Genomic DNA, 24112 nt, shown 5'->3' with positions numbered 1-24112 from the left:
ACCGCCAAGGCTGGCGCGTTGCTGTATCGTTACTCTGATGTGGGCGGCAGCGTGCCAGATTTAATATGCAGGTCGCGTTGTGGGTAAGGTATGGTAATACCGGCCTGCTTAAAGGCGCGCCAAATGGCAACATTAATATCTGATTTTACCGAGTCAGCACCGTATTCCGGGTCGGCTATCCATACCCGCAGTTCCAGTTCAATGCCGCTGTCGGCAAAGCTTTTTAGCATCACTGTTGGCGCCGGTTCATTGAGTACCCGTGAGGATTTATTGGCGCATTGCAGTATCAATGCCATGGCTTGTTCCGGGTCATCTTCGTAGCTTACTTGCACAGCCACTTTTACCCGTACATTGCGGTCTTCATAGCTCCAGTTTATTACTTCTGAGGTAATAAGGTTTTCGTTCGGGATTAGTGTATCAACCCCTTCGCGGTTACGCACCACCACATAGCGCGCTTTAAGCTCGTGCACCCAGCCAAAGTTTTCACCCACGGAAATAACGTCGCCGGGTTTAACACTGCGATCCAACACCAGAATAAAGCCGCTGATAAAATTCGACGCAATACGCTGCAAGCCAAACCCCAGGCCAACGCCCAGCGCACCGCCAAACACCGCCAACGAGCTAAGGTTAATGCCCACAGCATTTAAGGCAATTAGAAATGCGATGGTAATCAGCAAAAACTTACTGAATTTACTAAAGCCCACCTGCATGCTGGGGCTGACATGTTTGGCTTTTTTTAATTGCTGGTTTAGCAGCTCTGCCAGCCATAGCGCCAGGGTAAAGGCCAAAATAATCACCAGTGTTAGCTTTACTGCACCCAGCAGGGATATGCGGCTGTCGCCAAGTGTAAACGCCAATGCATCCATCAATTGCATTAGCGGTGTTAACCAGCCCGCCAGATGCAATACCACTAACAGCCAGATAGTACCGGCAATAACCGGCTCTGCCGATTTTACCAGCGGGCTGGATAAAAACGCTTTGCGCAGGATATACACCAGCAGACGAATAACTCCCAGCGCCAGGGTAATAGGAATTAATAGCTGTAGCAGGTTATGGCTAAGCTGATAAAGGCTGAATAATTCGCTGCTGACTGTTAGTAAAGCAGCCAGACTAAACGGCAGCAAAATACGGTCTGAGCTGCGCAGTGCCACATGGCGCAAGCCCTGCCCACCACTATCGCGCAAGCGCTGGCCGAGTATGCGGTTGATCAACATTGCCATTAATACACAACCGGCAATAGCCGCCAGTTGATACCAGAGTGAGGTTTGCTGTAACTGGATGAGAAGTTGCTGCGACCAGGCTAAAAATTTTTCCAGCATACGTTTTTCAATTAACTAAGTTGTTGTTTTACCTTAGCAGAAAAGCACGATTGCGCCCATTGCTGATTGTGGTTTTCAGTATTTTTAGTGTAACAGTTGCAATTGTCTGCAGTTGCGCTAAAGTGATATCAAAGTAATATCACATTGAGAGGGTTTGATAATGTTGCAGGAACGCATGATTAACAGCAAAGGTGGTTTTGGCATGATTGGCGTTTTGCTGTTATTGCAGCTTGCGGCGCTCGCCGGTATTGCTGTGTTACCCGGAGCAGTAAAGCTAATCGCCTTGTTGCTGGCGATAGTGGTGTTTATCTGTTGGTTTGGTTTTTATATGGTGCATCCTAATCAATCCGCTGTGCTACAGCTGTTTGGCCGTTACGTAGGTACTGATTTAAATAACGGCTTGAGATGGTCTAACCCATTGTATAGCAAGCAGAAAGTTTCACTTAGAGTACGTAACTTTGAAAGCAGCAAGATGAAGGTCAACGACAATGCCGGTAACCCGGTAGAAATTGCTGCTGTTGTGGTGTGGAAAGTGGTCGACAGTGCTGAAGCGGTGTTTGAGGTAGACAACTATGAAAACTTTGTCAATATCCAAAGCGAGTCAGCTATCCGGCATTTAGCCTCAAGTTATGCTTATGATGCCGGTAATGACGAAGCCATAAGCCTGCGCAGCAGTACCGATGAAGTTACAGAGCTGCTAAAGCAGGAAATTCAGGCCAGGTTAAATAAAGCCGGGGTGCAGGTGCTGGAAGCGCGTATCAGCCACCTGGCGTATGCGCCGGAAATTGCCAGCGCTATGTTACAGCGTCAGCAGGCGGCCGCAATAGTTGCCGCGCGCCAGCAAATAGTCGAAGGCGCTGTCGGCATGGTGGAAACCGCACTGCAACGTTTGTCAGAGCGTAATGTGATAGAGCTGGATGATGAGCGTAAAGCGGCCATGGTAAGTAATTTGCTGGTGGTGTTGTGTGGTGATCATCATGTGCAGCCGGTGATTAATGCCGGCAGCTTGCACCAGTAGGAGTTGTTGTGGCAAAAAAAGCCTTTGCGTTACGTCTGGATGAAAAAATGCTCAGTGCTTTGCAGCACTGGGCAGATGATGAGTTTCGTAGCATAAACGGCCAGATTGAATACCTGCTACATGAGGCACTGAAAAAGGCCGGCCGTTTGCCCGTGACGAAAAAGGCTAACGCTGAATCAGACAATGAAGCCGGCAGCTAATTTAAGCGCGAATGTAACGGTTAATGCAGTAGCCAGGATACCAGCGGTAGGGTAAGCAGGCCGGCTAAAATACCTAAACCTATAATGCCGCTAACTAGGCGGGGCGCCAGCCCCGCCATTATCGCGATAGCACCGGCCGAGATCATCGGTGGCATCGCCGCCTGAAACACACTGATATTCACCGCTGTGCCACTGTAACCCAGGCTAAACCATAACAGCGCCGCCAGCGCCGGCATCATTACCAGTTTAATACCCAGCGCACTTAATAAAGGCGAAATTTCTGCTTTGCTAAATTTTACCGTTAAGGCAAAACCGACCGCTACCATCACGACCGGTACTAAGGTGGCGGCGAGGTTGTTAATCAGTTGCGTTGCCAGCGCAGGATACTCAGTGCCGCGCAGCAACAAGCCCAGCGCCAGCGCAATAAAAGAGGGAAAGGTGACAATTTTCAGCGTGATGCCTTTCACTGTCGGTTTGGCGGCAGTGGGGCTATACAGGGCAGCAATAATAGTGACGTAAGTTGCCAGCGCAATAAAGGAACCGACCTGGTCGTACACCACGGCGTAAGGCATAGCTGCACTGCCAAATAAAGCTTCCGTCATCGGAAAGCCTAAAAACGAGGTATTGCCCAGTGGGAGCACGATTAACAAGGCGCCGGTGACTTCGCGCGACCAGTGCAGCAGTTTGCTTAGCAACAACACAGAGGCCACCACCGCTAACAGCAAAAACCACGGCGTAATAGCCGGAATAAGCAACTCAGCAGAAAACTGTAGTTGCGGTACATTTTTTAAAATCAGTGCCGGCAGTGCTACATACAATACATACATGTTCAGCGCTATGCCGCTGTTTTCCGGCATCGTGGGTAGGCGGCGCAGCAGCACGCCTATCATTAAATACGCTAGGATCAAAACAAAGTTATCCATCACATCTCACTTGGGTTGTAGCGCTCTACCAGTGCCAGTTTGGCGCTTCTGGATAGCTGTTTCAGTTGATATTCGGCTTTGGCAGCAGCGCTTTTATCGGCAACAGGGCGCTGGTACACCAGGGTTAACGGCCCTTTGCCTCGCAGTGCCTTAGCACCGCCGGCCAGCTCGCCGCTATGTTGGCGCAACCGCCTGGCCGGGTCGGTGCTGATGCCGGTATACAGCATGCCGTTGCCGGTTTGCACCATATACAGATACCAGCTGCTCACGGGGTTAACTCCGTGCAGCGCTGTTCTGCTATACTGCGCGCTTTAAGCCGTGCGCTGCACTTAAACGCAATAACGGCGACAGTAGTTAAGCTTTGGCAAAACAGGAATTTTAATGTCATTTCAATCTCTCGCCCTGGCGGCGCCCATTTTACGTGTTCTGTCAGAGCAAGGCTATGACGCGGCCACACCGGTGCAACTGCAAAGCATCCCGGTGATTCTGGCCGGTAAAGACGTGTTAGCGGGTGCGCAAACCGGTACCGGTAAAACGGCTGCCTTTACTTTACCGCTGCTGCAGCAGATGCTCAATGCGCCTAAGGTCGTAGCGCCAAATCAGGTGCGGGTACTGGTATTAACACCCACCCGCGAGCTGGCGCAGCAAGTGTATGACAATGTGCGCAAGTATAGCCAGTACCTTAACACGCGTTCAGCGGTGTTTTATGGCGGCGTATCGATACGGCCGCAATATGATGATGCAGAGCAGGGGTTGGATATATTGGTAGCCACCCCTGGCCGGCTGATTGATCACCTGCATCAGAAAACCGTGGATTTATCTGCGCTTGAGGTGCTGGTGCTGGATGAAGCCGACCGCATGCTGGATATGGGCTTTATTGTCGATATTAAACGCATTATGGCTAAGCTGCCGGCCAAACGGCAAACGTTGCTGTTTTCGGCAACCTATTCCAATGAGATCAAGCAACTGGCGGATGAGTTGCTTAACAGCCCGCAATTGATTGAAGTGGCGGCAACCAATGCTACTGCCGAGCGGGTAGAGCAACTGGCTTATCTGGTAGATAAGCACCGTAAGCGCGAGCTGTTATCGCATGTGATTGGTAAAAATAATTGGCCGCAGGTGTTGGTGTTTGTCCGCACCAAACATGGCGCTGATCGGCTGGCCAAGCAATTGGCGAAAGACGGTTTAAAAAGCGCGGCTATTCATGGCGATAAAAGCCAGGGCGCCCGCACCAAAGCCCTGGCTGATTTTAAAGCCGGCGCCGTACGAATTCTGGTGGCTACTGATATCGCCGCCCGCGGTCTGGATATAAACGAGCTGCCTTATGTGGTGAATTACGATTTGCCGCAGGTGTCAGAGGACTATGTACACCGTATCGGCCGCACTGGCCGTGCCGGTAACAGTGGCGTGGCGTTAACATTGATCACACCGGAAGAAATTAAAGCACTGCAGGATATAGAGCGGCTTATTCAGCAGGTGATTACGGCTCAAATACTGCCGGGTTATGAGCACGACCCTACCTATGTTTCGCCGGAGCAAGCACAGGCGCGCCATGGTGACGGGCCGAAAAAGCCGGCAAAGAAAGGTATGCTTAAAGCCAAGTTGCGCGCTAAGGCTCTGGGTAGAGCTTAAAAAGTTTTGTTGATCAAAGCCGGTCGATGCGTATTGCCATCGAACCGGTTTGCCCACGCCAACGCGCCGTAAACCCCTCCCTGGGGGCTCGATTCACGCATCCATGCGTTCAACGGTTGGCTTAGGGCAAGCCGATTCTCGTTTAAGTGTTTAGTTTGAGTCACTATGTCTGCTTTTTCAGGCGTATTGAATTCTCTATGTGGACATATTTTTATTGTTGGTCTATATTGAGAGTTATTTGGTCAGGCACGAGGTTGTTATGCAGGCAGTACAGCTCGACAGACAAAGCCAGCGGCAAGTCGCCGCAACAGGGCTTAAAGCGGTGTTTACTATTCTGGATAAATGGCAATGCTCGCCCGAGCAAATCCAGCGTATGCTGCAAATCTCCAAGGCAGCGTATTACAAGTACCGTAACGATCCTTACTGTGCCAGCTTAACGCAAGACCAGATAGAGCGCATCAGCTATCTGCTGAATATCCACAGCTGCTTGCGGTTGCTGTTTGATAACCCGCAAAACCTGTATGGCTTTATGGCGCTGCCGAACCATAACCCGTATTTTAACGGTAGCAGCCCGCTGGATATTATCAGCAGCGGCCAGTTTGCTGCGCTGTACGAAACCTTTAAACATATCGATGCGCTGCGTGGTGGCATGTGGTAATAAAGGCAACTGCAAAGCCGGACGAGTTGCCACAGGTTCAACTGCAGCAGCAGCGCAGCTATCGCTTGATTAATTCCAAATACCCGCCGGTATCAGTGTTTGATGATGTGGCCGATGCCGATGAATTTGATGCCTTATTTGAGCTGCAGGCGTTAACCAACCCCAGGTTACGCGCGCAGGCGGGGAATTTAACTTTATTGCCCCGCAGTAGCATTCCGTTTGGTATTGCCGGTTGCTCCTATGCTGTAGCGCCTTTTACTCATGTTAACCCGGCGGGCAGCCGTTTTTCTGATGGCCGCTTTGGTGTGCTGTATCTGGCCGATAGCGTGCAAACTGCTATCAGTGAAGTGGCCTATCATCAGGGCCGGTATTGGAGCAGGGTGCCCGCTCTGGCGTATGAGCGTTTTGTCTTTAAAGCCTTAAGTTGTGAGTTCAGCGACGTTAGCCTGACCGATCTAACCGGCTTAGCGCCACAACATGCTATTTACCACTCAGAGGACTACAGTGCAGCGCGTGCATTGGGTATCAGCTTACGTGAACAGGGCAGTGCCGGGGTGCAATATGGCTCGGTACGTAACAACGGGGCGCTGTGCTGGGGCCTGTTCAGCCCGCAATATGTGACACAGATGGTGCAAAGCGCGCATTATGAGATGATCTGGCAAACTGGCAGTATCAGTGCCATTAACCAGATTGTCAGTTTAAGCTAGCCTCTGTATCCGCTAGCTGCGATACAGGGTTTTAATCAGGTGGAAGCCAAACTGGGTTTTTACCGGGCCCTGCACTTCTAATAGCGGGCCTTTAAATACAACATCATCAAAGGCTTTTACCATCTGGCCTTTACGGAACTCGCCTAAATCGCCGCCTTTTTTACCCGACGGACATAGCGAATGCTGCTTGGCAAGCTTGCCAAAGTCGGCGCCTTTTTGCAGTTGTTGCTTTAACTTGTCTGCTTGTTCTCTGGTTTTAACCAGTATATGTAAGGCGCAGGCTTTGGACATCGTATTGCTCGCTTAAGCTAATGGCTGTTGCTGGGTAATACAGTGAATATTACCGCCGCCCAGCAAGATCTCGCGGCCGGGCACTGTTACTACTTTGTGCTCTGGATACAGGCTCTGCAGAATGTCTGCGGCCACCTTATCGTTAGGGTCGTCAAAAGTAGGCAGTATTAAGCCGCCGTTGCACAAATAGAAGTTAATGTAAGAGCCTGCCAAACGGGCATTAGCCTCGCGTGGAATGGCGCTCATGGTGGCATCTACTGTGGCATACTCTTCGGCTTTGGCGATAATAGGTGCCGGTACCGGTAGCTTATGCACCTTTATTTTACGGCCTTTGGCATCGGTGGCTGCTTCCAGGTAATCCAAAGCCGCTTTACTGCGGGCATACTGCGGATCGGTTGTATCGTCAGTCCAGGCCAGTACTACTTCGCCGGGTTTAACAAAACAGGCCATATTATCAATGTGGCCATCGGTTTCGTCGTTAAAGATACCGTCTTCTAACCACAATACTTTGTCGATACCGAGATAATCGCGCATTTGCTGTTCAATCTGCTCACGGCTTAAATGCGGGTTACGGTTGCTGTTTAATAAGCACTCTTCTGTAGTTAACAGCGTGCCTTCGCCATCAACATGAATAGCGCCGCCTTCGAGCACAAAACCTTCAGTGCGGTAACGTGGCAGCTGCTCTATGCCCAGCACTTTGCTGGCCACCTGATCATCTTTATCCCACGGGAAGTACAAACCACCGTTTAAACCGCCCCAGGCGTTAAAGGTCCAGTCGATACCACGTACTTCTCCCTGTGCATTGGTAACGAATGTAGGACCGGTATCACGACACCAGGCGTCGTTATTGGAAATCTCTACCACCCGGATAGGGAATTTCGTGCCAGCGTCAGACAGCTGTACTAACGCATTCGCATATTGATTGGCTGATACACCTACCGTTACCGGCTCAAAGCCGGCAATAGCTTTTATTACCGTAACAAAAGCCTGCTGTGCCGGCTTGGCGCCTAAACGCCAGCTGTCGGTACGCTCCGGCCATACCATCCAGGTTTGCTTATGCGCTGCCCACTCGGCAGGCATGCTAAAGCCATCGGCGCGTGGCGTACTTTGTAGTGTTGTAAAGGCCACTTAGTTACCACCTTGTTTAACAGGTTGCTTGGTTTCGCCATCTTTGGTCATAACTGTGCCGTAGATATCGATACGACGATCACGGAAAATACCCCAGGCGCGGCGGGTTGCGGCAACGGCGTCTAAGTCAAACGTATGCACTAGCACGGCTTCTTCTGTCTCGCCGGCTTCCTGTACCTTGGCACCGGTTTCGTCGGCAATAAAAGAGCTGCCGTAGAAGGTAATATGGTAGTCGCCTTCAGTCTCGGTACCAATACGGTTAGAGGCAATTAACGGCATCAGGTTAGCTGCGGCATGGCCTTGCTGCGTGCGCTGCCAGTGATCGCGTGAGCTGATAGTCGCATCGTGTGGCTCGCTGCCAATAGCGGTAGGGTAGAACAGTAGCTCAGCACCCATTAATGCCATGCTGCGCGCGCACTCAGGGAACCATTGATCCCAGCATATGCCCACGCCGATTTTGGTGTACTTGGTAGCGAACACTTTAAAGCCGGTATCGCCTGGCGTGAAGTAGTACTTCTCGCTGTAACCCGGGCCATCCGGAATATGGCTTTTACGGTAAGTACCCAGGTTCTCACCGTCGGCATCAATAATCACTACGCTGTTGTACAGGCAGTTACCGGCGCGCTCGTAAATACTGATGGGCAGTACCACGTTCAGCTCTTTGGCAATCTTAGTAAAATGCGCTACGGCTTTGTTCTCTGCCACTGTGGTAGCAAAGGCTAAATAATCCGGTTTTTGTTTCTGGCAGAAATAATTGCGCTCAAACAGCTCTTGCAGCAGGATGACCTGTGCCCCTTTGGCTGCCGCATCGCGCACTAAACGCTCGCCACGGGCAATGTTTTCATCCACATTCCAGCCGCCAATCATTTGGGTTGCAGCAACGGTTACATTACGCATCAGTTATCTCCGACAGAGGGTAAAACCAACAGGCTAGCATCCCTTCAGACACTTGCCAAACAGGGCGCGAAAAATGCCGCATTTTTGCCCTGTCGTCAACGCTTTTTGCTAAAAAAACAGCAGCGGAAAACACAAGGATGTCCGCTGTGGTAAACAGCTGAGAGGCAGCTTGAAAACAGCAGGCCTTATTGCAGTGCCAACTCCGCCGCTTTTAGCAGTAATTCGCTCTCTAACCGGGTTTTAAAGTTGATGTGTACATAGTTAAACAGCGCTTCGCCTTTAGTGTTCAGGATATACACCGCCGGTACCGGTAGCACCACTTTCTCAGTGCCGGCTTCGGTGCTGATCAGGCTGCCAAGCTTACCTTTGTAAGCTGCTGCGGTTTTATCATCCAGATAATAGGCCAGACCAAAGGCGCTGCTGGCGGCAAAGTAGGCATCAGACAACAGGGTGTAGTTCAGCTTTTGGCCGCCGGTATCTTGTAAGCTTTTACTGATCGAGACCACACTATCCGGCGTTATAGCAATTAACTGGTAACCCAGTTTAGTTAGCTGCGGTGTGATATCACGTAGTGCTGCTAATTGGGCATTACAATACGGGCACCAGCCACCGCGGTAAAACACCAATACGCTGGGTTTTTGCTGTACCAGCTGCTTAAGTGCTATGGTCTGGTTATCGGCAGTAGTTAAGCTAACTGCCGGAATGGTTAAGCCGTTTAGCAGTGGGGTAACCTTCTCAGGACTTGTTGCAATAACAGGTGCGGCCATAAGTTTGATGCTGAACAAAAAAACAGTCAGCGTAATAAGGTAAATTTTCATAGTGGTTCCTGGTTGGATATCTGCGTTATTGTCCGACCAACAAAGACAGACTTAAGATGGTTTTACTTTCAGCAAACAGTAAAAAAGCCCGTTTTCGTTTTTATTGCCGCCTGGCGTACAATGCTTTATCAGTTAATAAGACTCTTATCTATGACCAACGAGAAAACAGTACAACAGTTTGATATCAGTATCGTCGGTGGCGGCATGGTCGGCGCGGCTATTGCGCTGGCACTAAGCCAGGCGGGGTTGCAGGTAGCGTTAATAGAAAAACAAGCGCCGGCGGAGTTTGAGCCACATAGCGCACCGGATTTGCGCGTATCATCAATTAATCTGGCCAGCGAAGCCTGGTTAACACAGCTTGGCGCCTGGCCAGCTTTAGAACAAATGCGGTTATGCCCGTATCAGCGTCTGCAGGCGTTTGAGCAGTCGCACAGCATTGTCACCTTTAATGCGGCGGATATTAAACGCAGCCACCTGGGCCATATTGTCGAGAATAATCTGCTGCAGCTGGCGCTGTGGCAACAGTTCGGTGCTAATGTGCGATTGTTTTGCCCGTCGTCGGTAACGGCGTTACAGCAAAGCGCTGATAGCGCTACCCTGACGCTGGATAGCGGCGAGCAGCTTAGCAGCAAGCTGGTGGTAGCCGCCGATGGCGGTAACTCACAACTGCGGCAGTTAGCCGGTATTGGCACTAATGGCTGGCAATACCAGCAAGCATGTCTGGTGGCGCTGATTAATACAGCTTACCCGCAGCAGGATGTAACCTGGCAGCAATTTACCCCAACCGGGCCAAAAGCCTTTTTACCACTGAGCGGCCAGCAAGGCTCAGTGGTGTGGTATGAAGAAGCTGCGAAGGTGAAGCAACTGGCGGCACTGGCTCCGGCGCAATTAACGCAGCAGTTGCTTAAAGCCTTCCCGGCGCAATTGGGCGAGGTTGAAGTCGTGGCCAGTTCCTGGTTTCCGCTGGCGCGGATGGATGCTAACCGCTATTACGCTGGCCGTGTGGTATTGGCAGGCGATGCCGCCCATACTATTAACCCTTTGGCGGGGCAGGGCGTTAACCTGGGTTTTTCTGATGCTAAACTGCTGACAGAGCTGATTATTGGAGCCAGCCGGCATAACAGTGATATCGGCAGTGTATCGCTGCTACAAAGCTATCAGCGCAAGCGCAAGCCAGCCAACTTATTAATGATGAGCGCGATGGATGGTTTTTACCACACCTTTGGTAACGACAACACGCCGCTGCGTAAGCTACGCCAGTTGGCATTAAGTGTGGCGGCGCGCAGTACTATGCTAAAAACGCTGGTCGCTCGTTATGCTGTGGGTTCTGAATAGGCAGGCCAAAATGCTTAGCTAAGCAATACGGTTGCAACACCTACAGTGCTCGCCACAGCAACTCGTCCTTATGCCTACGGCAGGACTCAGACACTCTGTGGCTGTGCGCTGCAGGGTTCCAACCTTCTCTCGATAGCAGATTAGAACTCTTTTGGCGCAGCCGCAGAGTGTTTGAGCAAATGCGTTAGCATTTGTGAGTTGCTGCGGTGAGCACAAAAGATGTTGTAATCGGCAAAAGTTAACTAAAACTGGAAATGTTTTTGAATTGATGTATTCCAGAAAAGCAAAAAAACCAGCCTAAGCTGGGTTTTTCTGTTTAATGGCAGGGGCGGCTGGATTCGAACCAACGCATGGCGGGATCAAAACCCGCTGCCTTACCGCTTGGCTACGCCCCTACTGAAACTTATGTGTGATCGTCGTTTGGCAGGATTTTACTAAAACTACGTTCACTGAATTAATGGCAGGGGCGGCTGGATTCGAACCAACGCATGGCGGGATCAAAACCCGCTGCCTTACCGCTTGGCTACGCCCCTGCAAAAACTTGTGTGCATCCACTTTGTTTAAAAGTGGTGCGGAGAGAGAGACTCGAACTCTCACACCTCGCGGCGCTGGAACCTAAATCCAGTGCGTCTACCAATTCCGCCATCCCCGCATGCACAGGTAAAGTAAAAGTGGTGGCTACAGCGGGAATCGAACCTGCGACCCCAGCATTATGAGTGCTGTGCTCTAACCAGCTGAGCTATGTAGCCACTATTTACTTGACCTAAGCAAGTGGCGCGTATTATCCAGAACTGCCCCTATAGCGTCAACCGTTTTTTTGCGTTTAAAATTCAATGTTGGTTCGTTTGCCGAATTAATACGCAAAATGCTGGTTTCACAAGCAATAAAAAAGCCGTTGTCGGCAAACAACGGCTTTTTTATTGCTAAAACGTGGTTAGACGTTAAAGCGAAAATGCATTACATCGCCATCTTTTACGATGTAATCTTTACCTTCTAAGCGCCATTTACCCGCTTCTTTGGCACCGGCTTCACCATTAAATTGCACAAAGTCGTTATAAGCGATCACTTCCGCGCGGATAAAGCCTTTTTCAAAGTCGGTGTGAATAACGCCGGCTGCTTGTGGCGCAGTGGCACCTACGGCTACTGTCCAGGCGCGGACTTCTTTTACGCCAGCGGTGAAGTAGGTGTGCAGGTTAAGCAGTGAGTAACCGCCACGGATCACGCGGTTTAAGCCTGGCTCTTCTAAGCCCATGTCGGCCATAAACTCGGCTTTCTCGTCGTCGTCCAGCTCAGCAATTTCTGATTCAATAGCAGCGCATACCGGCACTACTATAGCGCCTTCTTTGTCAGCAATAGCCTGTACTATGTCTAAGTAAGGGTTATTCTCAAAGCCGTCGTCCATTACGTTAGCGATATACATGGTTGGCTTGATGGTTAAGAAGTTCATATAGGCAATTAACGCCTTTTCTTCTTTATCCAGCTCGAGCTGCCGTAGTGTATGTCCTTGTTCTAAATGCGCTTTTACTTTTTCCAGCACCGCCATTTCGGCTTTAGCGTCTTTATCGCCGCCTTTGGCTTTTTTGCTGACACGGAAAATGGCGCGCTCAGCGCTGTCCATATCAGACAATACCAGCTCCATATTGATGGTGTCGATATCGTCAGCCGGGTCAATTTTGCCTGCTACGTGAATAATATTTTCATCGTCAAAACAGCGCACAACGTGGCCGATAGCGTCAGTTTCGCGGATATTTGCTAAAAATTTATTGCCAAGGCCCTCGCCTTTCGAGGCGCCTTTTACCAAACCGGCGATATCAACAAACTCCATCGTAGTAGGCAGTACACGTTGCGGGTTAACAATTTTCGCCAGCTTATCCAACCGTAGATCCGGTACCGGTACGACGCCGGTATTGGGTTCGATAGTACAGAACGGAAAGTTTGCCGCTTCAATGCCTGCTTTAGTTAATGCGTTAAACAGGGTGGATTTGCCTACGTTTGGTAAGCCAACGATGCCACATTTGAAACCCATAATTAGTATCCTTTACGTGCTGTAAAAAGTTGTACCGGCTGTGTCAGCAGGCTTTAAAACTGTGCAGGCGGCTTTGCGCTTTCACCAGGCCATCACGGGCCAGAATGTCAAAGCAGCGCGTTGCTTCATCAATACTTTGTTCAATCAGGTTCTGTTCATTGGCCGGGGCTTTGCCCAGTACATAACCTGTTACCTGATCTTTATGGCCCGGATGGCCAATACCTAAGCGCAGGCGATAGAAGTTCTGGTTATTACCCAGGCGGGAGATAATATCACGCAGGCCGTTATGGCCGGCATGGCCCCCGCCCAGTTTAAATTTTGCCACACCCGGTTCCAGCGCCATTTCATCATGCGCCACCAGAATTTGCTCAGCTGTCAGCTTGTAAAACTGTGCCATTGCCAGCACGGCTTTACCGCTTAAATTCATATAAGTAGAGGGAATAAGGAGCTTGAACTCTTGGCCGGCGCAGACAAACTTGCCGGTGTAACCGAAAAATTTCGGCTCGTTTTTTAAGCTGACATTGAAGGCATGAGCCAGCTGTTGAACAAACCAAACACCGGCATTGTGCCGGGTTTGGCTGTATTCCGGGCCCGGATTACCCAGGCCCACAATCAACTGAATGGCTGATTGAGTAGTGTCAGACATTACTCAGCGGCAGTTTCTTCAGCGTCAGCTGCTTTACCAGCTGGTTTGTTAACAGAAACAACGGCTAAGTCGTGACCTTTCGCTAACTGAACGAAAGTAACACCTTTTGGCGCTTTCAGATCAGATAAGTGCAGGTGAGCGCCTACTTCAACGTTGCTCATGTCAACTTCGATAAACTCTGGTAAGTCTGTTGGCAGACAAGAGATTTCGACTTCGTTAGCAGCGTGTACTACTACACCACCTTTTTTAACTGCTGCTTCTTCGTTAACGAAGTGAACAGGAACAGTAGTGTGCAGTTCATGGCCAGCTTCTACGCGTTGGAAGTCAACGTGCATCACTTTTGGTTTGAACGGGTGGCGTTGCATGGCTTTAACGATAGCTTTTACTTCTTCACCGCCAACGTTAATTGTCAGGATGTGAGAGTAAAAGGCTTCGAAGCTTTGTGCTTTAATCAGTTTAGAGTGCTCTAAAGTGATAGATTGTGCTGGCTTGCTGCCACCGTAGATGATAGCTGGCACTTTGTCTTCGTGACGCAGGCGGCGGCTCGCACCTTTCCCTGCATCAGTACGGACTTCTGCGCTTAATGTAAAGATTGCATCAGACATGATGTACTCCAAAAATTTAAGTTTCCCAAGACTTGCGACCAGTCTCAGGCTGGACCCCCAGTTTCAAGGGCGCGACATATTACCACCGGCTAACACAAGCTGCAAACTAAAACTCAGCTTGGCCAGCCGTGAATACATAGAGCTTTTGTACCGACAAAAAAGCTCTCCGAAGAGAGCTGTTGGCAAATCAAGCTAAAAACTTACAGCTTATGCTTGTGTTTTTTTGCGGCGGCTTAAACCGATGCCAAACAAGCCAAGCATTAACATGGCTACAGATGCCGGAGCTGAAACTTGTGAAGGGGGTAAGCTGCCCACATTAACCAAGCCATATTTTACCTGGCCGCCAACAACCAGATACTCACCTGAGCCGTTGCCCCAAAACTGTACTTTGTTAAAAAAGCCGGTGTCATCAAACGCAGCTACAAAGATCTCATAAACGCTGCTTCCAAACTGATTTAAAAAGCGGCCGTCACTGTTTTGGCTGGCAGATGCAACCTGTATTGGCGCACCGTCATCAAAGGAGATGAATAAATCTGTTGTCGGGAAAAAGCAGCAAGTGGCCCAGTCGCCTACTTCAAAGCCAAAAGAGTTAATAGCATTATCAAAGGTAAAGGTAATACCGCTGGCGATAGTGCCATTTGTGCCGCCGTAGCTGCCGTTGGGGCTTATATCAATTGCGCGGCCAGACATGGTGCCATAACTAGCTTGTGAGATGTTGCCACCATTGTTACGGGTCACGGTATAACCCGGGCGTGTCAGTGAGCTACCATTAAGCAGTGTTGCCCACACATCGTTATATACAGTGCCGCCAGCCCCCAGTACGGTAGTGTCAAAAGCTGAACTGCCGTTTGGAATACTATCAAATACGGTGATAATGGTTGCGTTGGCACTTGCTGTAAACAACAAAGTTGCCGCAGCTAAAAGAGTAACTTTCATTGCTGATCTTCCTTTTTTGTGTTTTTTAAATCCGGCGTGCATAAGCATGTTTTGTGCCAAATATTAAATTTCATAATAAACAAGGACTTATTTTTTATTTTCCGCTGGCAGTCAGGTTATTGTAAATAATTGTGACGATGTTGTATTTAAAAAGGGGACGTTGATGTGAAAAAAAAGCGCCATAAGGCGCTTTTTTGTGCAAATTGTGCAAAACACAGCTTTTGCTTAGTCGAACATAGACGAGATGGACTCTTCGTTGCTGATGCGGCGGATACACTCGGCCAGCATTTCGCTTAACGTTAACTGGCGCACTTTGGCTACGGCTTTCATTTCTGCAGTTAGCGGGATAGTGTCAGTTATAATTAACTCGTCGATAACTGAATTGGCTATATTCTGTGGCGCGCTGCCAGAGAATACAGGGTGGGTGGCATAGGCAAACACCCGCTTGGCGCCTTGCTCTTTTAAGGCTTCTGCGGCTTTGCATAAAGTACCGCCGGTGTCGATCATGTCATCGACGATAATACAATCACGGTCTTTTACATCACCAATAATATGCATTACCTGAGAGACATTGGCTTTTGGCCGGCGTTTGTCGATAATGGCTAAATCGGCATCGTTCAGCAATTTAGCGATAGCGCGGGCGCGCACTACACCACCGATATCAGGCGATACCACTACCGGAGATTGCAGATCTTTTTTGCGCATATCTTCCAGCAACACCGGGCTGGCAAACACGTTATCTACCGGTACATCGAAGAAACCCTGAATTTGCTCGGCGTGCAAGTCTACCGTTAATACCCGATCGACACCGACGCTTGATAAAAAGTCAGCCACTACTTTAGCGGTGATGGGCACACGGGCTGAGCGTACCCGGCGGTCCTGACGGGCATAGCCAAAGTATGGCATTACGGCAGTGATACGACCGGCAGAGGCGCGACGCAGCGCGTCTACCATCACGATCAGTTCCATCAGGTTATCGTTGGTTGGCGCGCAGGTAGATTGGATAATAAATACATCAGAACCACGCACATTTTCATTGATTTGGACACTAACTTCCCCATCACTGAAACGGCCGACTTCGGCATCTCCAAGTTTAATATACAGGCGGCTGGCGATTTTACTTGCGAGTTCTGGTATGGCGTTACCAGCGAAAACCTTCATGTCAGGCACGGTAGGATCCTCAGGGCGGTGGTGAGTCCGGTATTATCAATACGCAGCGGTAATACACCGCTACAGTTACTTATTCGGTATCTGCCAACGCAGCCCACACTGGCGACTGGTTGACCCCTCTGGCAATAAAACCGCGGCAGTTAGCCGGTAATTTTGCCAGAGCATGCTGAGCACTGGTCTGGTCCGGGAATGCGGCGAACACACTGGCGCCAGTACCCGTCATTTGACACGGCGCGTATTCTACCAACCACTGTAAGGTTATTGCAACAATTGGGTAGAGGCGTTCGACCAGTGGCTGACAGTCATTGCGCCAGGTTGTTATTAGTAGCGCATCGGCCGGTATTGGCATAGAATTACGAATTAAATCAGGATGCTGGAATACTTCTGCTGTGCTGATATGGCAGTTCGGTGTTACCACCAGGTACACTTTTTCATCCAGTTTAACCGGTTGTAATTTTTCGCCGATGCCTTGGGCAAAGGCGGTAAAACCGCGGACAAACAGTGGCACATCGGCACCAAGCTTTAATCCAAGCTCAGCCAGAACATCCAGCGGTAAGTTCAGTTGCCAGAGTTTATTTAAACCCAGCAGCGTAGTGGCTGCATCGGAAGAACCGCCACCTAAACCGCCACCCATTGGCAGGCGTTTATCGAGATAAATATCACAACCTAAGCTACAGCCGCTGTATTGCTGTAACAGACGGGCCGCGCGCAGCACTAAATTCTGCTCGTTTATCAGCGCGCTGTTGTTGCAATCAAGCTCGATGGCGCCATCCTGGCGTAAGCTAAACCTTAGCTCATCGCCAGCATCTAACAACTGAAACAGCGTCTCAAGGTTGTGATAGCCGTCATCGCGGCGGCCGGTAATATGTAAAAATAAATTTAGTTTTGCCACCGCGGGCAGGGTAAGGGTTGTTATTGCCAATTTCGTATTACCAGTTTTATTTGTGTATCGCTGCTGGTTAGCAGCAAAAGTTTAGGTAGCGACAGAGCGTCGGGGAAAAAACTTCGATATTGCAACTGCCAGACAATGCCAGTGCTGTCGGTTAAGGTAAAACCGGTAACACGGCCAAATTCATCGCGCACTATGTCACGTCCTGTAGTACCTGGCAGGCCGCGTAACCATAATGGCATGTCATGTAGAGGAACTGACCAGCCGGTTAATTGCAACAGTAATGAACTGGTGTCAACAGCGGTATAAGTTTCGCCTCTTATCTTAATTGAGCTGCCGGCACTGCTGTGGCTAAGTTCAAACAGACTGATACCAAGAACAGTATTACGCAGCTGTGCCCGATACTCTGAACTGCTAAGCTGGCGCCAATGTAAATTGCCGCTAATGCTATCATTAGGTGCTTTTATACCCAAAGTGGCCTGCAATTCAAACTGTTGTAGCGCCATAATGCGCTGCTCGCGTTCATTGGCGACGAGCGGTTGCTCTGGTGTAACGGGGCGTTGCCAAAGGCTACAGCCATTTAGCAACAGACAAAATAATAGCATCAGAGCGGGCTGATAAAACGGATAACGCACACTAAAGTCCTTCACAGAGCTTTCTTAGCTTTTCTTAATATGGGCTTTTTCGTACAATTCGCCCCTGATAACTTTCAATACACAGGTGAAAGCCATTTTCGCACTCGGCATAAATCATAAAACGGCACCGGTTGCCCTGCGCGAGCAAGTCGCTTTTGCGCCAGAGCAAGTGTCGCAGGCCTTGCGCGAGCTGACCACGCTGACCAGCATAACCGATGCGGTTATCCTGTCTACCTGTAATCGCACTGAACTGTATTTTAACGGTAGCCCAAGCCAGGCGGAACAGGTAATTAGCTGGTTGGCGCAATTTCATGCACTTAACAGCACTGAACTGCAGCCGCATCTGTATTTACATCAGGACACTGCTGCCGCCGAGCATTTGATGCAAGTGGCTGCCGGGCTGGATTCATTAGTACTTGGCGAGCCGCAAATTCTTGGCCAGGTAAAGCAAGCCTATAATCAGGCGCGCAATGCCGGTACTATTAACCCGCAGTTTGAACGGTTATTTCAGAAAACCTTTGCCGTAGCCAAGCAGGTACGCACTGATACTGAGATTGGTGCTAATGCGGTGTCGGTGGCTTTTGCTGCAGTGAGTCTGGCGAAGCAAATATTTGGCAACCTGACAAAAGTACGGGTATTGCTAATTGGTGCCGGTGAAACTATTGAGCTGGTAGCGCGGCACTTACAAGAGCAAGGTGCGGCGCAGCTTACCGTGGCCAACCGCACCTATGAGCGGGCCGTACAGCTGGCTGAACAGTTTTCGGCAGCAGCGATTACGCTGTCACAGGTTCCACAACAACTTGCCGAAGCTGATATTGTGATAAGCTCTACCGCCAGTACGCTGCCGATAGTAGGCAAAGGCATGGTGGAGCAAGCGTTAAAGCAGCGCAAGCATAAGCCGATGTTTCTGGTCGATTTAGCTGTACCGCGCGACATAGAGCAGCAAGTGGCCGATCTTGAAGATGCCTATCTGTATACAGTAGATGATTTGCAGTCTATTGTGACGCAAAACTTAACTAACCGGCAGCAAGCCGCTGAACAGGCAAAGCAAATGATCAGCGTCGGTGTTGCTGAATTTGCCCAGTGGCAAACCCTACAGGGTAATGCCGACTGGGTGCGCGATTATCGGCAGCGCTGCGATGCAGTGCGCAACGAATTGCTGGCCAAGGCGGTAAATCAGTTATCGGCTGGCCAGGATGCCGAAAAAGTACTGGCAGAGTTTTCGGTTAAACTAACTAACCGGCTGATGCACAGCCCCACTAAAGCCATTCGTCAGCTGGTGCAGGACGATGAGCTTAATAAACAAAATATGATCAACACCTTGTTAGATCTGTAATCAGGCAAATACAACATCATGAAAGAATCGGTATACCGTAAGCTGGAAGGCCTGGCTGAGCGCTACGAAGAGGTTCAGGCGCTGCTAAGCGACGCCTCTGTTATTAGCGATCAGACTAAATTTCGCGAACTGTCCAAAGAGTACAGCCAACTGGAAGACATCAGCAAAGCCTTTGCTGATTATCAGCAAGCGCAGCAAGATTTAGCCTCGGCTGAAGAGATGCAAAAAGACAGCGATCCGGATATGCGTGAAATGGCGCAAGAAGAATACAAAGCCGCAAAAGAACGCATTGAGCAGTTGGATCAAGAACTGCAAATATTATTGCTGCCAAAAGATCCAAACGACAACAACAGCTGCTTTTTGGAGATCCGCGCTGGTGCCGGTGGTGATGAAGCCGCCATTTTTGCCGGCGATGTGTTTCGTATGTATAGCCGGTTTGCCGAAAAGCGCCGCTGGAAACTCGAAGTGGTCAGTGCCAGCGACGGTGAACATGGCGGCTACAAAGAGATTATCGCCAGCGTGCAAGGCGAGGGCGCTTACGGTACGTTGAAGTTTGAATCAGGCGGGCATAGGGTACAGCGGGTACCAGCTACTGAATCACAGGGGCGGGTGCATACCTCCGCCTGTACAGTAGCGATAATGCCGGAAATTCCGGAAAGTGAAGCGATAGAAATTAACCCGGCCGATTTAAAAGTGGATACGTATCGTGCTTCAGGTGCCGGTGGTCAGCACGTTAACCGCACCGACTCTGCCATTCGTATTACTCACTTACCTACCGGTATAGTAGTGGAGTGCCAGGATGAGCGCTCGCAGCATAAAAACCGCGCCCGCGCCATGAGTGTGCTGCAATCACGTATTCAGGCGGCAGAAGACGAAAAACGCCGCTTAGTGGAAGAATCTACCCGCCGCTCATTGGTGGGCAGTGGCGATCGTTCTGAGCGCATTCGCACCTATAACTTCCCGCAGGGCCGTTTAACTGATCATCGCATTAACCTGACTATTTACCGCTTAAACGAGGTAATGGAAGGTGATTTAGATCAAGTATTAGAGCCACTAAAACATGAACATCAGGCCGACTTGTTAGCCGCACTGGCCGACGAGAACCGCTAAGTGCAGCAAGCAGTAACATTAGCACAATGGCAAAAGCAGGCGCAGTTGCAGCTGGCTAACGTCAGCCCGACAGCAGATATTGAAGCCAGATTGTGTCTGTGCCATGTGCTTAATGTTAGTAGCAGCTATTTGTACAGCTACCCGGAGCGTGAATTGACGGTTACTGAGCAGACACAGCTTAGCCAGCTGTTAAGCGCGCGCTTACAGGGCCAACCGCTGGCCTATTTATTTGGCTATTGGCATTTTTTTGATTTGACGCTTGAAGTTAGCCCCTGCACGCTTATTCCGCGGCCCGATACTGAACTGTTAGTTGAGCAGGCGCTGAGTTTGCCGCTTGCCACAAACGCCAGGGTGCTGGATTTAGGCACCGGCACCGGCGCTATCGCCCTGGCGCTGGCGCACAATAAACCGCAGTGGCAGCTTACAGCCGTCGATTACATCAGTGATGCCGTGCTGCTGGCAGAGCGCAACCGGCAGCGGTTACACATTAGTAATTGCACTGTGCTGCAGAGCAACTGGTTTGCTGCGTTAGCAGGGCAGCGCTTTGATCTTATCGTATCCAACCCACCCTATATCGACCCTGACGACGGCCATTTAGTGGCGCTGCGTTATGAACCAATATCAGCACTAACCGCACCAGAGCAAGGGCTGGCCGATATCCGCCACCTGGTGCAGCATGCGCCACAGTATTTGCAGGCTAATGGCTGGCTGTATCTTGAGCATGGCTATGATCAGGCTGACGCTGTACGGCAGTTATTGCACGAAGCCGGTTTTACCCAGGTGCAGTCGCAGCGCGATTACGGCGGCAACTGGCGCATTAGCGGCGGTTGTTATCTGTGTTAAGTTGAATTACATCAGGTTTTCTTTGACCGAGCCTAACTTAACGCATATAACTAAAGCAGTATGCTGCATAACAAAAATGCGCCAAGGATAAGTGGATGAACGATGAATTCTTATTTGCCGAAGAGCCAGAACATTCAGAACCAACGTTAAACGGTAGCTGGAAGATCCTGATAGTTGATGACGAGCCTGAGGTGCATGCGGTTACTAAGCTGGCGCTGAGTGACTTTACGTTTCAGGGCAAAAATCTGACGTTTATCAGCGCCTATTCCGGTACAGAAGCGAAAAAGCTAATTGAGCAGCACCCCGATACTGCGGTGATGTTGCTTGATGTCGTGATGGAAACCGATGACGCCGGTTTGTTGGTTGCCAGCTACATACGTGAAACACTGCATAATGAACATGTACGTATTATTTTGCGTACCGGCCAGCCCGGTCAGGCACCTGAACGTCAGGTAATTATTAATTATGATATTAACGATTATAAGTCCAAGACTGAACTGACAGCGCAGAAACTGTTTACCGTTATTATGTCCAGCCTGCGCTCGTATCGCGATATTATGTCGCTGGAACAAAGCCGGCAAGGTTTAGAAAAAATCATTAATGCTTCTGCTGACTTATTTTCCTCACACTCGATGGAACAATTTATCGACGGTGTGCTGCAGCAGCTTACGTCTATTCTGGGCTGCAATGAAAACGCTCTGCTTGTCAGCTCGTCGCTGGTAGCCGGTAACATCAGCGGTGATGTCTCTGATCCGCATAAACTGGTGGTGTTTGCTGGCCTGGGCGAATTTGAGCGTCAGGAAGGTAAACCGGTGCAGGACGTGCTGGCACCAGAGCTACTGGAAGCTTTTGAAACTGCCTTACATTCAAAAGGTATAGTCTATCGGGACAATTATCTGGTGGCCTATTGTACCAGCAAGTTTACTCATGGCTCTTTACTTTATATCTCAGGCTTGCCCGGCGTGATTAATGAAAATGAGAAAAAGCTCATTGAGCTGTTCTCACAGAATGTGCAGATAGCTTACGAAAATGTGCAATTGCAGCATGAAATCGAAGATACCCAGCGCGAAATAGTTTACCGCTTAAGCGAAGCGGTAGAGCACCGCTCGATTGAAACTGGCAACCACGTAAAACGGATGGCATTTATTTGCTACGATCTGGCCAAAGCCTATGGCATGCCTGATGAAGAAGCCGAACAGCTGATGTTTGCTGCGCCACTGCATGATGTCGGTAAAGTAGGTATCCCCGATGGCATCTTAAATAAACCGGCGAAATTGCAAGGCCAGGAGTGGGAAGTAATGAAAACCCATGCCAGCATCGGTTATGAGATTCTGAAAAACTCGAAACGCGCTATTATCCAGGCGGGTGCGGTAATCGCACAGGATCATCATGAAAAGTGGGATGGCACTGGTTACCCTGCGGGTAAGAAAGGCGAGCAAATCCATATTTATGGCCGTATTGCAGCATTGGCGGATGTGTATGATGCGCTGCGCCATCGGCGCTGCTATAAGTCAGCCTGGAGTCTGGAGCAGGTACTGGCGCATATTGAAACAGAGGCCGGTAAACAGTTTGACCCGAAATTGGTAGAAATATTTAAACTGCGGGTCGACAAACTAGAAGCAATACTGCAAAAATACCCAGACAGCGAAGAGTAACCGCAGCCAGCTTACGCTGGCTGTTTTTTTAATCATTAAGGATTAACCCTATGTATATGGCTTACAAGCATTTTCACCTGCTTATGGTCGTGCTCAGTGTCAGTTTTCTGTTGGTGCGATACGCCATGAGTTTAAAACCTGCGGCAATGTTACAACACAAATTCTTTAAAATTACACCGCATATTATTGATACATTATTACTGATAAGTGCGGTGTTGTTGATGCTGGCGATCCAACAGTATCCTTTTGTCCACGCCTGGCTTACCGAGAAATTTATCGCTGTACTGGCTTATATTGCATTGGCTGTAATGGCATTTCGTGGTCGCACAACTTTTATCCGCGGGTTATGTTTCCTCGGTTCACTGGGCTGGCTGGGGCTGGCAATACGGGTTGCGATAACCAAACAACCGGTATTTTTGCCGGCATTATGATAACAGCTGTTTTTTTCAGGAACTGACATGAACGCTCATACCATTACGGTTGCCGGCATACCGGTAGCCAACCATTTACCCTTTGTGTTGTTTGGCGGCATGAATGTGCTGGAATCCCGCGATTTGGCAATGCGTATTGCCGAGCACTACGCAGAAGTAACCACCAAGCTGGGTATTCCCTTTGTATTTAAGGCCTCATTTGATAAGGCAAATCGCTCGTCGGTGCATTCATACCGCGGCCCGGGCTTGGATGAAGGTTTAAAAATTTTTGCAGAGATTAAGCGTACTTTTAACGTGCCGCTAATTACTGACGTACACGAGCCGCATCAGGCGGCGCCGGTGGCAGAGGTAGTCGATGTGATCCAATTGCCGGCGTTTTTAGCCCGCCAAACAGATTTAGTTGTGGCGATGGCTAAAACCGGCGCTGTGATTAATGTAAAAAAACCGCAGTTTTTAGCACCACACGAAATGCGGCATATTATCAACAAGTTTAAAGAGGCAGGCAACGAGCAAGTGTTGCTTTGTGAGCGTGGTAGCTGCTTTGGTTATAACAATCTGGTAGTAGACATGTTGGGCATGGATGAGATGAAGCAATACGGGCCGGTGATTTTTGATGCTACCCACGCGTTGCAAAAACCAGGTGGTCGTGAAAGTTCGGCTGATGGCCGCCGGGCACAGGCTGCACAGCTGGCTCGCTCTGGTATGGCACTGGGTTTAGCCGGTTTATTTATTGAGGCACATCCGGACCCTAATCAGGCAAAATGCGACGGGCCCTGTGCTTTGCCATTGGCTAAACTGGAAGCCTATCTGCAGCAGATGAAAGCTGTAGATGATTTGGTGAAAAGTTTTGCGCCACTGGACACTGCTGCCAATTAACTACGCGATATTTTATACGCTGCCTACG

The 24112-nt window shown here is 49.7% G+C and carries 26 protein-coding genes and 4 tRNA genes; 12 read left to right on the top strand and 18 right to left on the bottom strand.

The genetic code is table 11. The features are described from left to right. Nucleotides 1–29: 29 nt before the first annotated feature. Entirely contained in the window at nucleotides 30–1319 is a 1290-nt protein-coding gene (locus tag ACYVIC_RS03800; RefSeq protein ID WP_460857416.1) for a mechanosensitive ion channel family protein, read from the bottom strand. A gap of 160 nt (nucleotides 1320–1479) precedes the next feature. Here ACYVIC_RS03800 and ACYVIC_RS03795 point away from each other — a divergent pair, with 160 nt between their 5' ends. Both ACYVIC_RS03795 and ACYVIC_RS03790 read left to right on the top strand, forming a co-directional pair. Then, on the top strand, nucleotides 1480–2337 hold the full coding sequence (locus tag ACYVIC_RS03795) for an SPFH domain-containing protein (protein WP_460857414.1): 858 nt from the start codon (nucleotides 1480–1482) through the stop codon (nucleotides 2335–2337). An 8-nt stretch (nucleotides 2338–2345) separates the two neighbouring features. After that, the gene (locus ACYVIC_RS03790; protein ID WP_460857412.1) at nucleotides 2346–2537 is read left to right on the top strand and encodes a type II toxin-antitoxin system antitoxin; all 192 of its coding nucleotides are present in this window, start codon (nucleotides 2346–2348) and stop codon (nucleotides 2535–2537) included. A gap of 20 nt (nucleotides 2538–2557) precedes the next feature. On the opposite strand, the gene ACYVIC_RS03785 is transcribed toward ACYVIC_RS03790, so the two are convergent. Continuing rightward, a complete protein-coding gene (locus ACYVIC_RS03785; RefSeq protein ID WP_460857410.1) occupies nucleotides 2558–3460 on the bottom strand; it encodes an AEC family transporter in 903 nt (300 codons plus the stop codon). Continuing rightward, the gene (locus ACYVIC_RS03780; protein WP_460857409.1) at nucleotides 3460–3729 is read right to left on the bottom strand and encodes a GIY-YIG nuclease family protein; all 270 of its coding nucleotides are present in this window, start codon (nucleotides 3727–3729) and stop codon (nucleotides 3460–3462) included. The genes ACYVIC_RS03785 and ACYVIC_RS03780 overlap by 1 nt, the downstream gene beginning before the upstream one ends. A 112-nt stretch (nucleotides 3730–3841) precedes the next feature. Between ACYVIC_RS03780 and ACYVIC_RS03775 the strand changes: the two genes are divergently transcribed. From ACYVIC_RS03775 to ACYVIC_RS03765, 3 genes are all read left to right on the top strand, one after another. Continuing rightward, nucleotides 3842–5092: a DEAD/DEAH box helicase gene (locus ACYVIC_RS03775; protein ID WP_460857407.1), complete on the top strand. Its 1251-nt coding sequence runs from the start codon at nucleotides 3842–3844 to the stop codon at nucleotides 5090–5092. 259 nt (nucleotides 5093–5351) lie between these two features. Further along, complete coding sequence (locus tag ACYVIC_RS03770; RefSeq protein WP_460857406.1) at nucleotides 5352–5750, top strand: antitoxin Xre-like helix-turn-helix domain-containing protein; 399 nt, start codon at nucleotides 5352–5354, stop codon at nucleotides 5748–5750. Then, nucleotides 5744–6457 (top strand): RES family NAD+ phosphorylase, encoded by a 714-nt coding sequence (locus ACYVIC_RS03765; RefSeq protein ID WP_460857404.1) that lies wholly within the window; start codon nucleotides 5744–5746, stop codon nucleotides 6455–6457. Before ACYVIC_RS03770 ends, ACYVIC_RS03765 begins: the two co-directional genes overlap by 7 nt. A 12-nt stretch (nucleotides 6458–6469) precedes the next feature. Here ACYVIC_RS03765 and ppiC read toward each other — a convergent pair whose 3' ends face one another. The 4 genes from ppiC to ACYVIC_RS03745 all read right to left on the bottom strand — a co-directional run bounded on the left by ppiC (nucleotide 6470) and on the right by ACYVIC_RS03745 (nucleotide 9591). Continuing rightward, nucleotides 6470–6748: a peptidylprolyl isomerase PpiC gene (gene ppiC, locus ACYVIC_RS03760; RefSeq protein ID WP_092795694.1), complete on the bottom strand. Its 279-nt coding sequence runs from the start codon at nucleotides 6746–6748 to the stop codon at nucleotides 6470–6472. Between the two features lie 12 nt (nucleotides 6749–6760). Further along, nucleotides 6761–7876 carry an agmatine deiminase gene (gene aguA, locus ACYVIC_RS03755; RefSeq protein WP_460857402.1) on the bottom strand — a complete coding sequence of 372 codons (1116 nt, stop codon included), beginning with the start codon at nucleotides 7874–7876 and terminating at the stop codon, nucleotides 6761–6763. After that, complete coding sequence (aguB, locus tag ACYVIC_RS03750) at nucleotides 7877–8773, bottom strand: N-carbamoylputrescine amidase (RefSeq protein ID WP_460857400.1); 897 nt, start codon at nucleotides 8771–8773, stop codon at nucleotides 7877–7879. A gap of 185 nt (nucleotides 8774–8958) precedes the next feature. Beyond that, nucleotides 8959–9591, bottom strand: a complete 633-nt coding sequence (locus ACYVIC_RS03745) for a peroxiredoxin-like family protein (protein ID WP_460857399.1) — start codon at nucleotides 9589–9591, stop codon at nucleotides 8959–8961. A gap of 150 nt (nucleotides 9592–9741) precedes the next feature. Here ACYVIC_RS03745 and ACYVIC_RS03740 point away from each other — a divergent pair, with 150 nt between their 5' ends. Continuing rightward, a complete protein-coding gene (locus tag ACYVIC_RS03740) occupies nucleotides 9742–10926 on the top strand; it encodes an FAD-dependent oxidoreductase (protein WP_460857397.1) in 1185 nt (394 codons plus the stop codon). Nucleotides 10927–11246: 320 nt separating this feature from the next. On the opposite strand, the gene ACYVIC_RS03735 is transcribed toward ACYVIC_RS03740, so the two are convergent. From ACYVIC_RS03735 to lolB, 11 genes are all read right to left on the bottom strand, one after another. Next, a tRNA-Gln gene (locus ACYVIC_RS03735) sits at nucleotides 11247–11321 on the bottom strand. Between the two features lie 63 nt (nucleotides 11322–11384). After that, nucleotides 11385–11459, bottom strand: a tRNA-Gln gene (locus tag ACYVIC_RS03730). Nucleotides 11460–11493: 34 nt separating this feature from the next. Continuing rightward, nucleotides 11494–11578, bottom strand: a tRNA-Leu gene (locus tag ACYVIC_RS03725). Nucleotides 11579–11598: 20 nt separating this feature from the next. Further along, nucleotides 11599–11675 (bottom strand) — tRNA-Met (locus tag ACYVIC_RS03720). 185 nt (nucleotides 11676–11860) lie between these two features. After that, a complete protein-coding gene (gene ychF, locus ACYVIC_RS03715) occupies nucleotides 11861–12952 on the bottom strand; it encodes a redox-regulated ATPase YchF (RefSeq protein ID WP_460857395.1) in 1092 nt (363 codons plus the stop codon). A gap of 43 nt (nucleotides 12953–12995) precedes the next feature. Then, entirely contained in the window at nucleotides 12996–13598 is a 603-nt protein-coding gene (pth, locus tag ACYVIC_RS03710) for an aminoacyl-tRNA hydrolase (RefSeq protein ID WP_460857393.1), read from the bottom strand. Beyond that, nucleotides 13598–14203 (bottom strand): 50S ribosomal protein L25/general stress protein Ctc, encoded by a 606-nt coding sequence (locus tag ACYVIC_RS03705; RefSeq protein WP_460857391.1) that lies wholly within the window; start codon nucleotides 14201–14203, stop codon nucleotides 13598–13600. Before ACYVIC_RS03705 ends, pth begins: the two co-directional genes overlap by 1 nt. Nucleotides 14204–14410: 207 nt before the next feature. Next, nucleotides 14411–15139 carry a PEP-CTERM sorting domain-containing protein gene (locus tag ACYVIC_RS03700; RefSeq protein WP_460857389.1) on the bottom strand — a complete coding sequence of 243 codons (729 nt, stop codon included), beginning with the start codon at nucleotides 15137–15139 and terminating at the stop codon, nucleotides 14411–14413. 225 nt (nucleotides 15140–15364) lie between these two features. Continuing rightward, nucleotides 15365–16300, bottom strand: coding sequence for a ribose-phosphate pyrophosphokinase (locus tag ACYVIC_RS03695; RefSeq protein ID WP_460857387.1), 936 nt, complete (start codon nucleotides 16298–16300; stop codon nucleotides 15365–15367). 79 nt (nucleotides 16301–16379) lie between these two features. Then, entirely contained in the window at nucleotides 16380–17225 is an 846-nt protein-coding gene (ispE, locus tag ACYVIC_RS03690) for a 4-(cytidine 5'-diphospho)-2-C-methyl-D-erythritol kinase (protein WP_460857570.1), read from the bottom strand. Continuing rightward, nucleotides 17222–17848: a lipoprotein insertase outer membrane protein LolB gene (gene lolB / locus ACYVIC_RS03685; protein WP_460857385.1), complete on the bottom strand. Its 627-nt coding sequence runs from the start codon at nucleotides 17846–17848 to the stop codon at nucleotides 17222–17224. Before lolB ends, ispE begins: the two co-directional genes overlap by 4 nt. 70 nt (nucleotides 17849–17918) lie before the next feature. Here lolB and hemA point away from each other — a divergent pair, with 70 nt between their 5' ends. From hemA to kdsA, 6 genes are all read left to right on the top strand, one after another. Next, nucleotides 17919–19169: a glutamyl-tRNA reductase gene (hemA, locus tag ACYVIC_RS03680; RefSeq protein WP_460857383.1), complete on the top strand. Its 1251-nt coding sequence runs from the start codon at nucleotides 17919–17921 to the stop codon at nucleotides 19167–19169. A gap of 18 nt (nucleotides 19170–19187) precedes the next feature. After that, entirely contained in the window at nucleotides 19188–20279 is a 1092-nt protein-coding gene (gene prfA, locus ACYVIC_RS03675; RefSeq protein ID WP_460857382.1) for a peptide chain release factor 1, read from the top strand. Next, on the top strand, nucleotides 20280–21122 hold the full coding sequence (prmC, locus tag ACYVIC_RS03670) for a peptide chain release factor N(5)-glutamine methyltransferase (RefSeq protein WP_460857380.1): 843 nt from the start codon (nucleotides 20280–20282) through the stop codon (nucleotides 21120–21122). A 95-nt stretch (nucleotides 21123–21217) separates the two neighbouring features. After that, the gene (locus ACYVIC_RS03665; RefSeq protein ID WP_460857378.1) at nucleotides 21218–22777 is read left to right on the top strand and encodes a DUF3369 domain-containing protein; all 1560 of its coding nucleotides are present in this window, start codon (nucleotides 21218–21220) and stop codon (nucleotides 22775–22777) included. A 50-nt stretch (nucleotides 22778–22827) separates the two neighbouring features. Beyond that, entirely contained in the window at nucleotides 22828–23208 is a 381-nt protein-coding gene (locus tag ACYVIC_RS03660) for a SirB2 family protein (protein WP_460857376.1), read from the top strand. A 27-nt stretch (nucleotides 23209–23235) separates the two neighbouring features. Further along, nucleotides 23236–24084 carry a 3-deoxy-8-phosphooctulonate synthase gene (gene kdsA, locus ACYVIC_RS03655; protein WP_460857374.1) on the top strand — a complete coding sequence of 283 codons (849 nt, stop codon included), beginning with the start codon at nucleotides 23236–23238 and terminating at the stop codon, nucleotides 24082–24084. Nucleotides 24085–24112 lie beyond the last annotated feature (28 nt).

Source organism: Rheinheimera gaetbuli (assembly GCF_054781935.1).
Note: the sequence above shows the minus strand (reverse complement) of the source record. Positions and strands in the feature narration are given on the sequence as shown.

Bases quoted from the DNA above. Each gene is read 5' to 3' on its own strand.
- ACYVIC_RS03785 (WP_460857410.1), bottom strand. From the start codon at position 3,460: ATGGATAACTTTGTTTTGATCCTAGCGTATTTAATGATAGGCGTGCTG.
- ACYVIC_RS03695 (WP_460857387.1), bottom strand. From the start codon at position 16,300: ATGAAGGTTTTCGCTGGTAACGCCATACCAGAACTCGCAAGTAAAATC.
- ACYVIC_RS03700 (WP_460857389.1), bottom strand. From the start codon at position 15,139: ATGAAAGTTACTCTTTTAGCTGCGGCAACTTTGTTGTTTACAGCAAGT.
- ACYVIC_RS03795 (WP_460857414.1), top strand. From the start codon at position 1,480: ATGTTGCAGGAACGCATGATTAACAGCAAAGGTGGTTTTGGCATGATT.
- ACYVIC_RS03660 (WP_460857376.1), top strand. From the start codon at position 22,828: ATGTATATGGCTTACAAGCATTTTCACCTGCTTATGGTCGTGCTCAGT.
- kdsA (WP_460857374.1), top strand. From the start codon at position 23,236: ATGAACGCTCATACCATTACGGTTGCCGGCATACCGGTAGCCAACCAT.
- ACYVIC_RS03745 (WP_460857399.1), bottom strand. From the start codon at position 9,591: ATGAAAATTTACCTTATTACGCTGACTGTTTTTTTGTTCAGCATCAAA.
- ACYVIC_RS03800 (WP_460857416.1), bottom strand. From the start codon at position 1,319: ATGCTGGAAAAATTTTTAGCCTGGTCGCAGCAACTTCTCATCCAGTTA.
- aguB (WP_460857400.1), bottom strand. From the start codon at position 8,773: ATGCGTAATGTAACCGTTGCTGCAACCCAAATGATTGGCGGCTGGAAT.
- pth (WP_460857393.1), bottom strand. From the start codon at position 13,598: ATGTCTGACACTACTCAATCAGCCATTCAGTTGATTGTGGGCCTGGGT.
- ppiC (WP_092795694.1), bottom strand. From the start codon at position 6,748: ATGTCCAAAGCCTGCGCCTTACATATACTGGTTAAAACCAGAGAACAA.
- ACYVIC_RS03665 (WP_460857378.1), top strand. From the start codon at position 21,218: ATGAACGATGAATTCTTATTTGCCGAAGAGCCAGAACATTCAGAACCA.
- ACYVIC_RS03770 (WP_460857406.1), top strand. From the start codon at position 5,352: ATGCAGGCAGTACAGCTCGACAGACAAAGCCAGCGGCAAGTCGCCGCA.
- ACYVIC_RS03740 (WP_460857397.1), top strand. From the start codon at position 9,742: ATGACCAACGAGAAAACAGTACAACAGTTTGATATCAGTATCGTCGGT.
- ychF (WP_460857395.1), bottom strand. From the start codon at position 12,952: ATGGGTTTCAAATGTGGCATCGTTGGCTTACCAAACGTAGGCAAATCC.
- ACYVIC_RS03775 (WP_460857407.1), top strand. From the start codon at position 3,842: ATGTCATTTCAATCTCTCGCCCTGGCGGCGCCCATTTTACGTGTTCTG.
- ACYVIC_RS03705 (WP_460857391.1), bottom strand. From the start codon at position 14,203: ATGTCTGATGCAATCTTTACATTAAGCGCAGAAGTCCGTACTGATGCA.
- prfA (WP_460857382.1), top strand. From the start codon at position 19,188: ATGAAAGAATCGGTATACCGTAAGCTGGAAGGCCTGGCTGAGCGCTAC.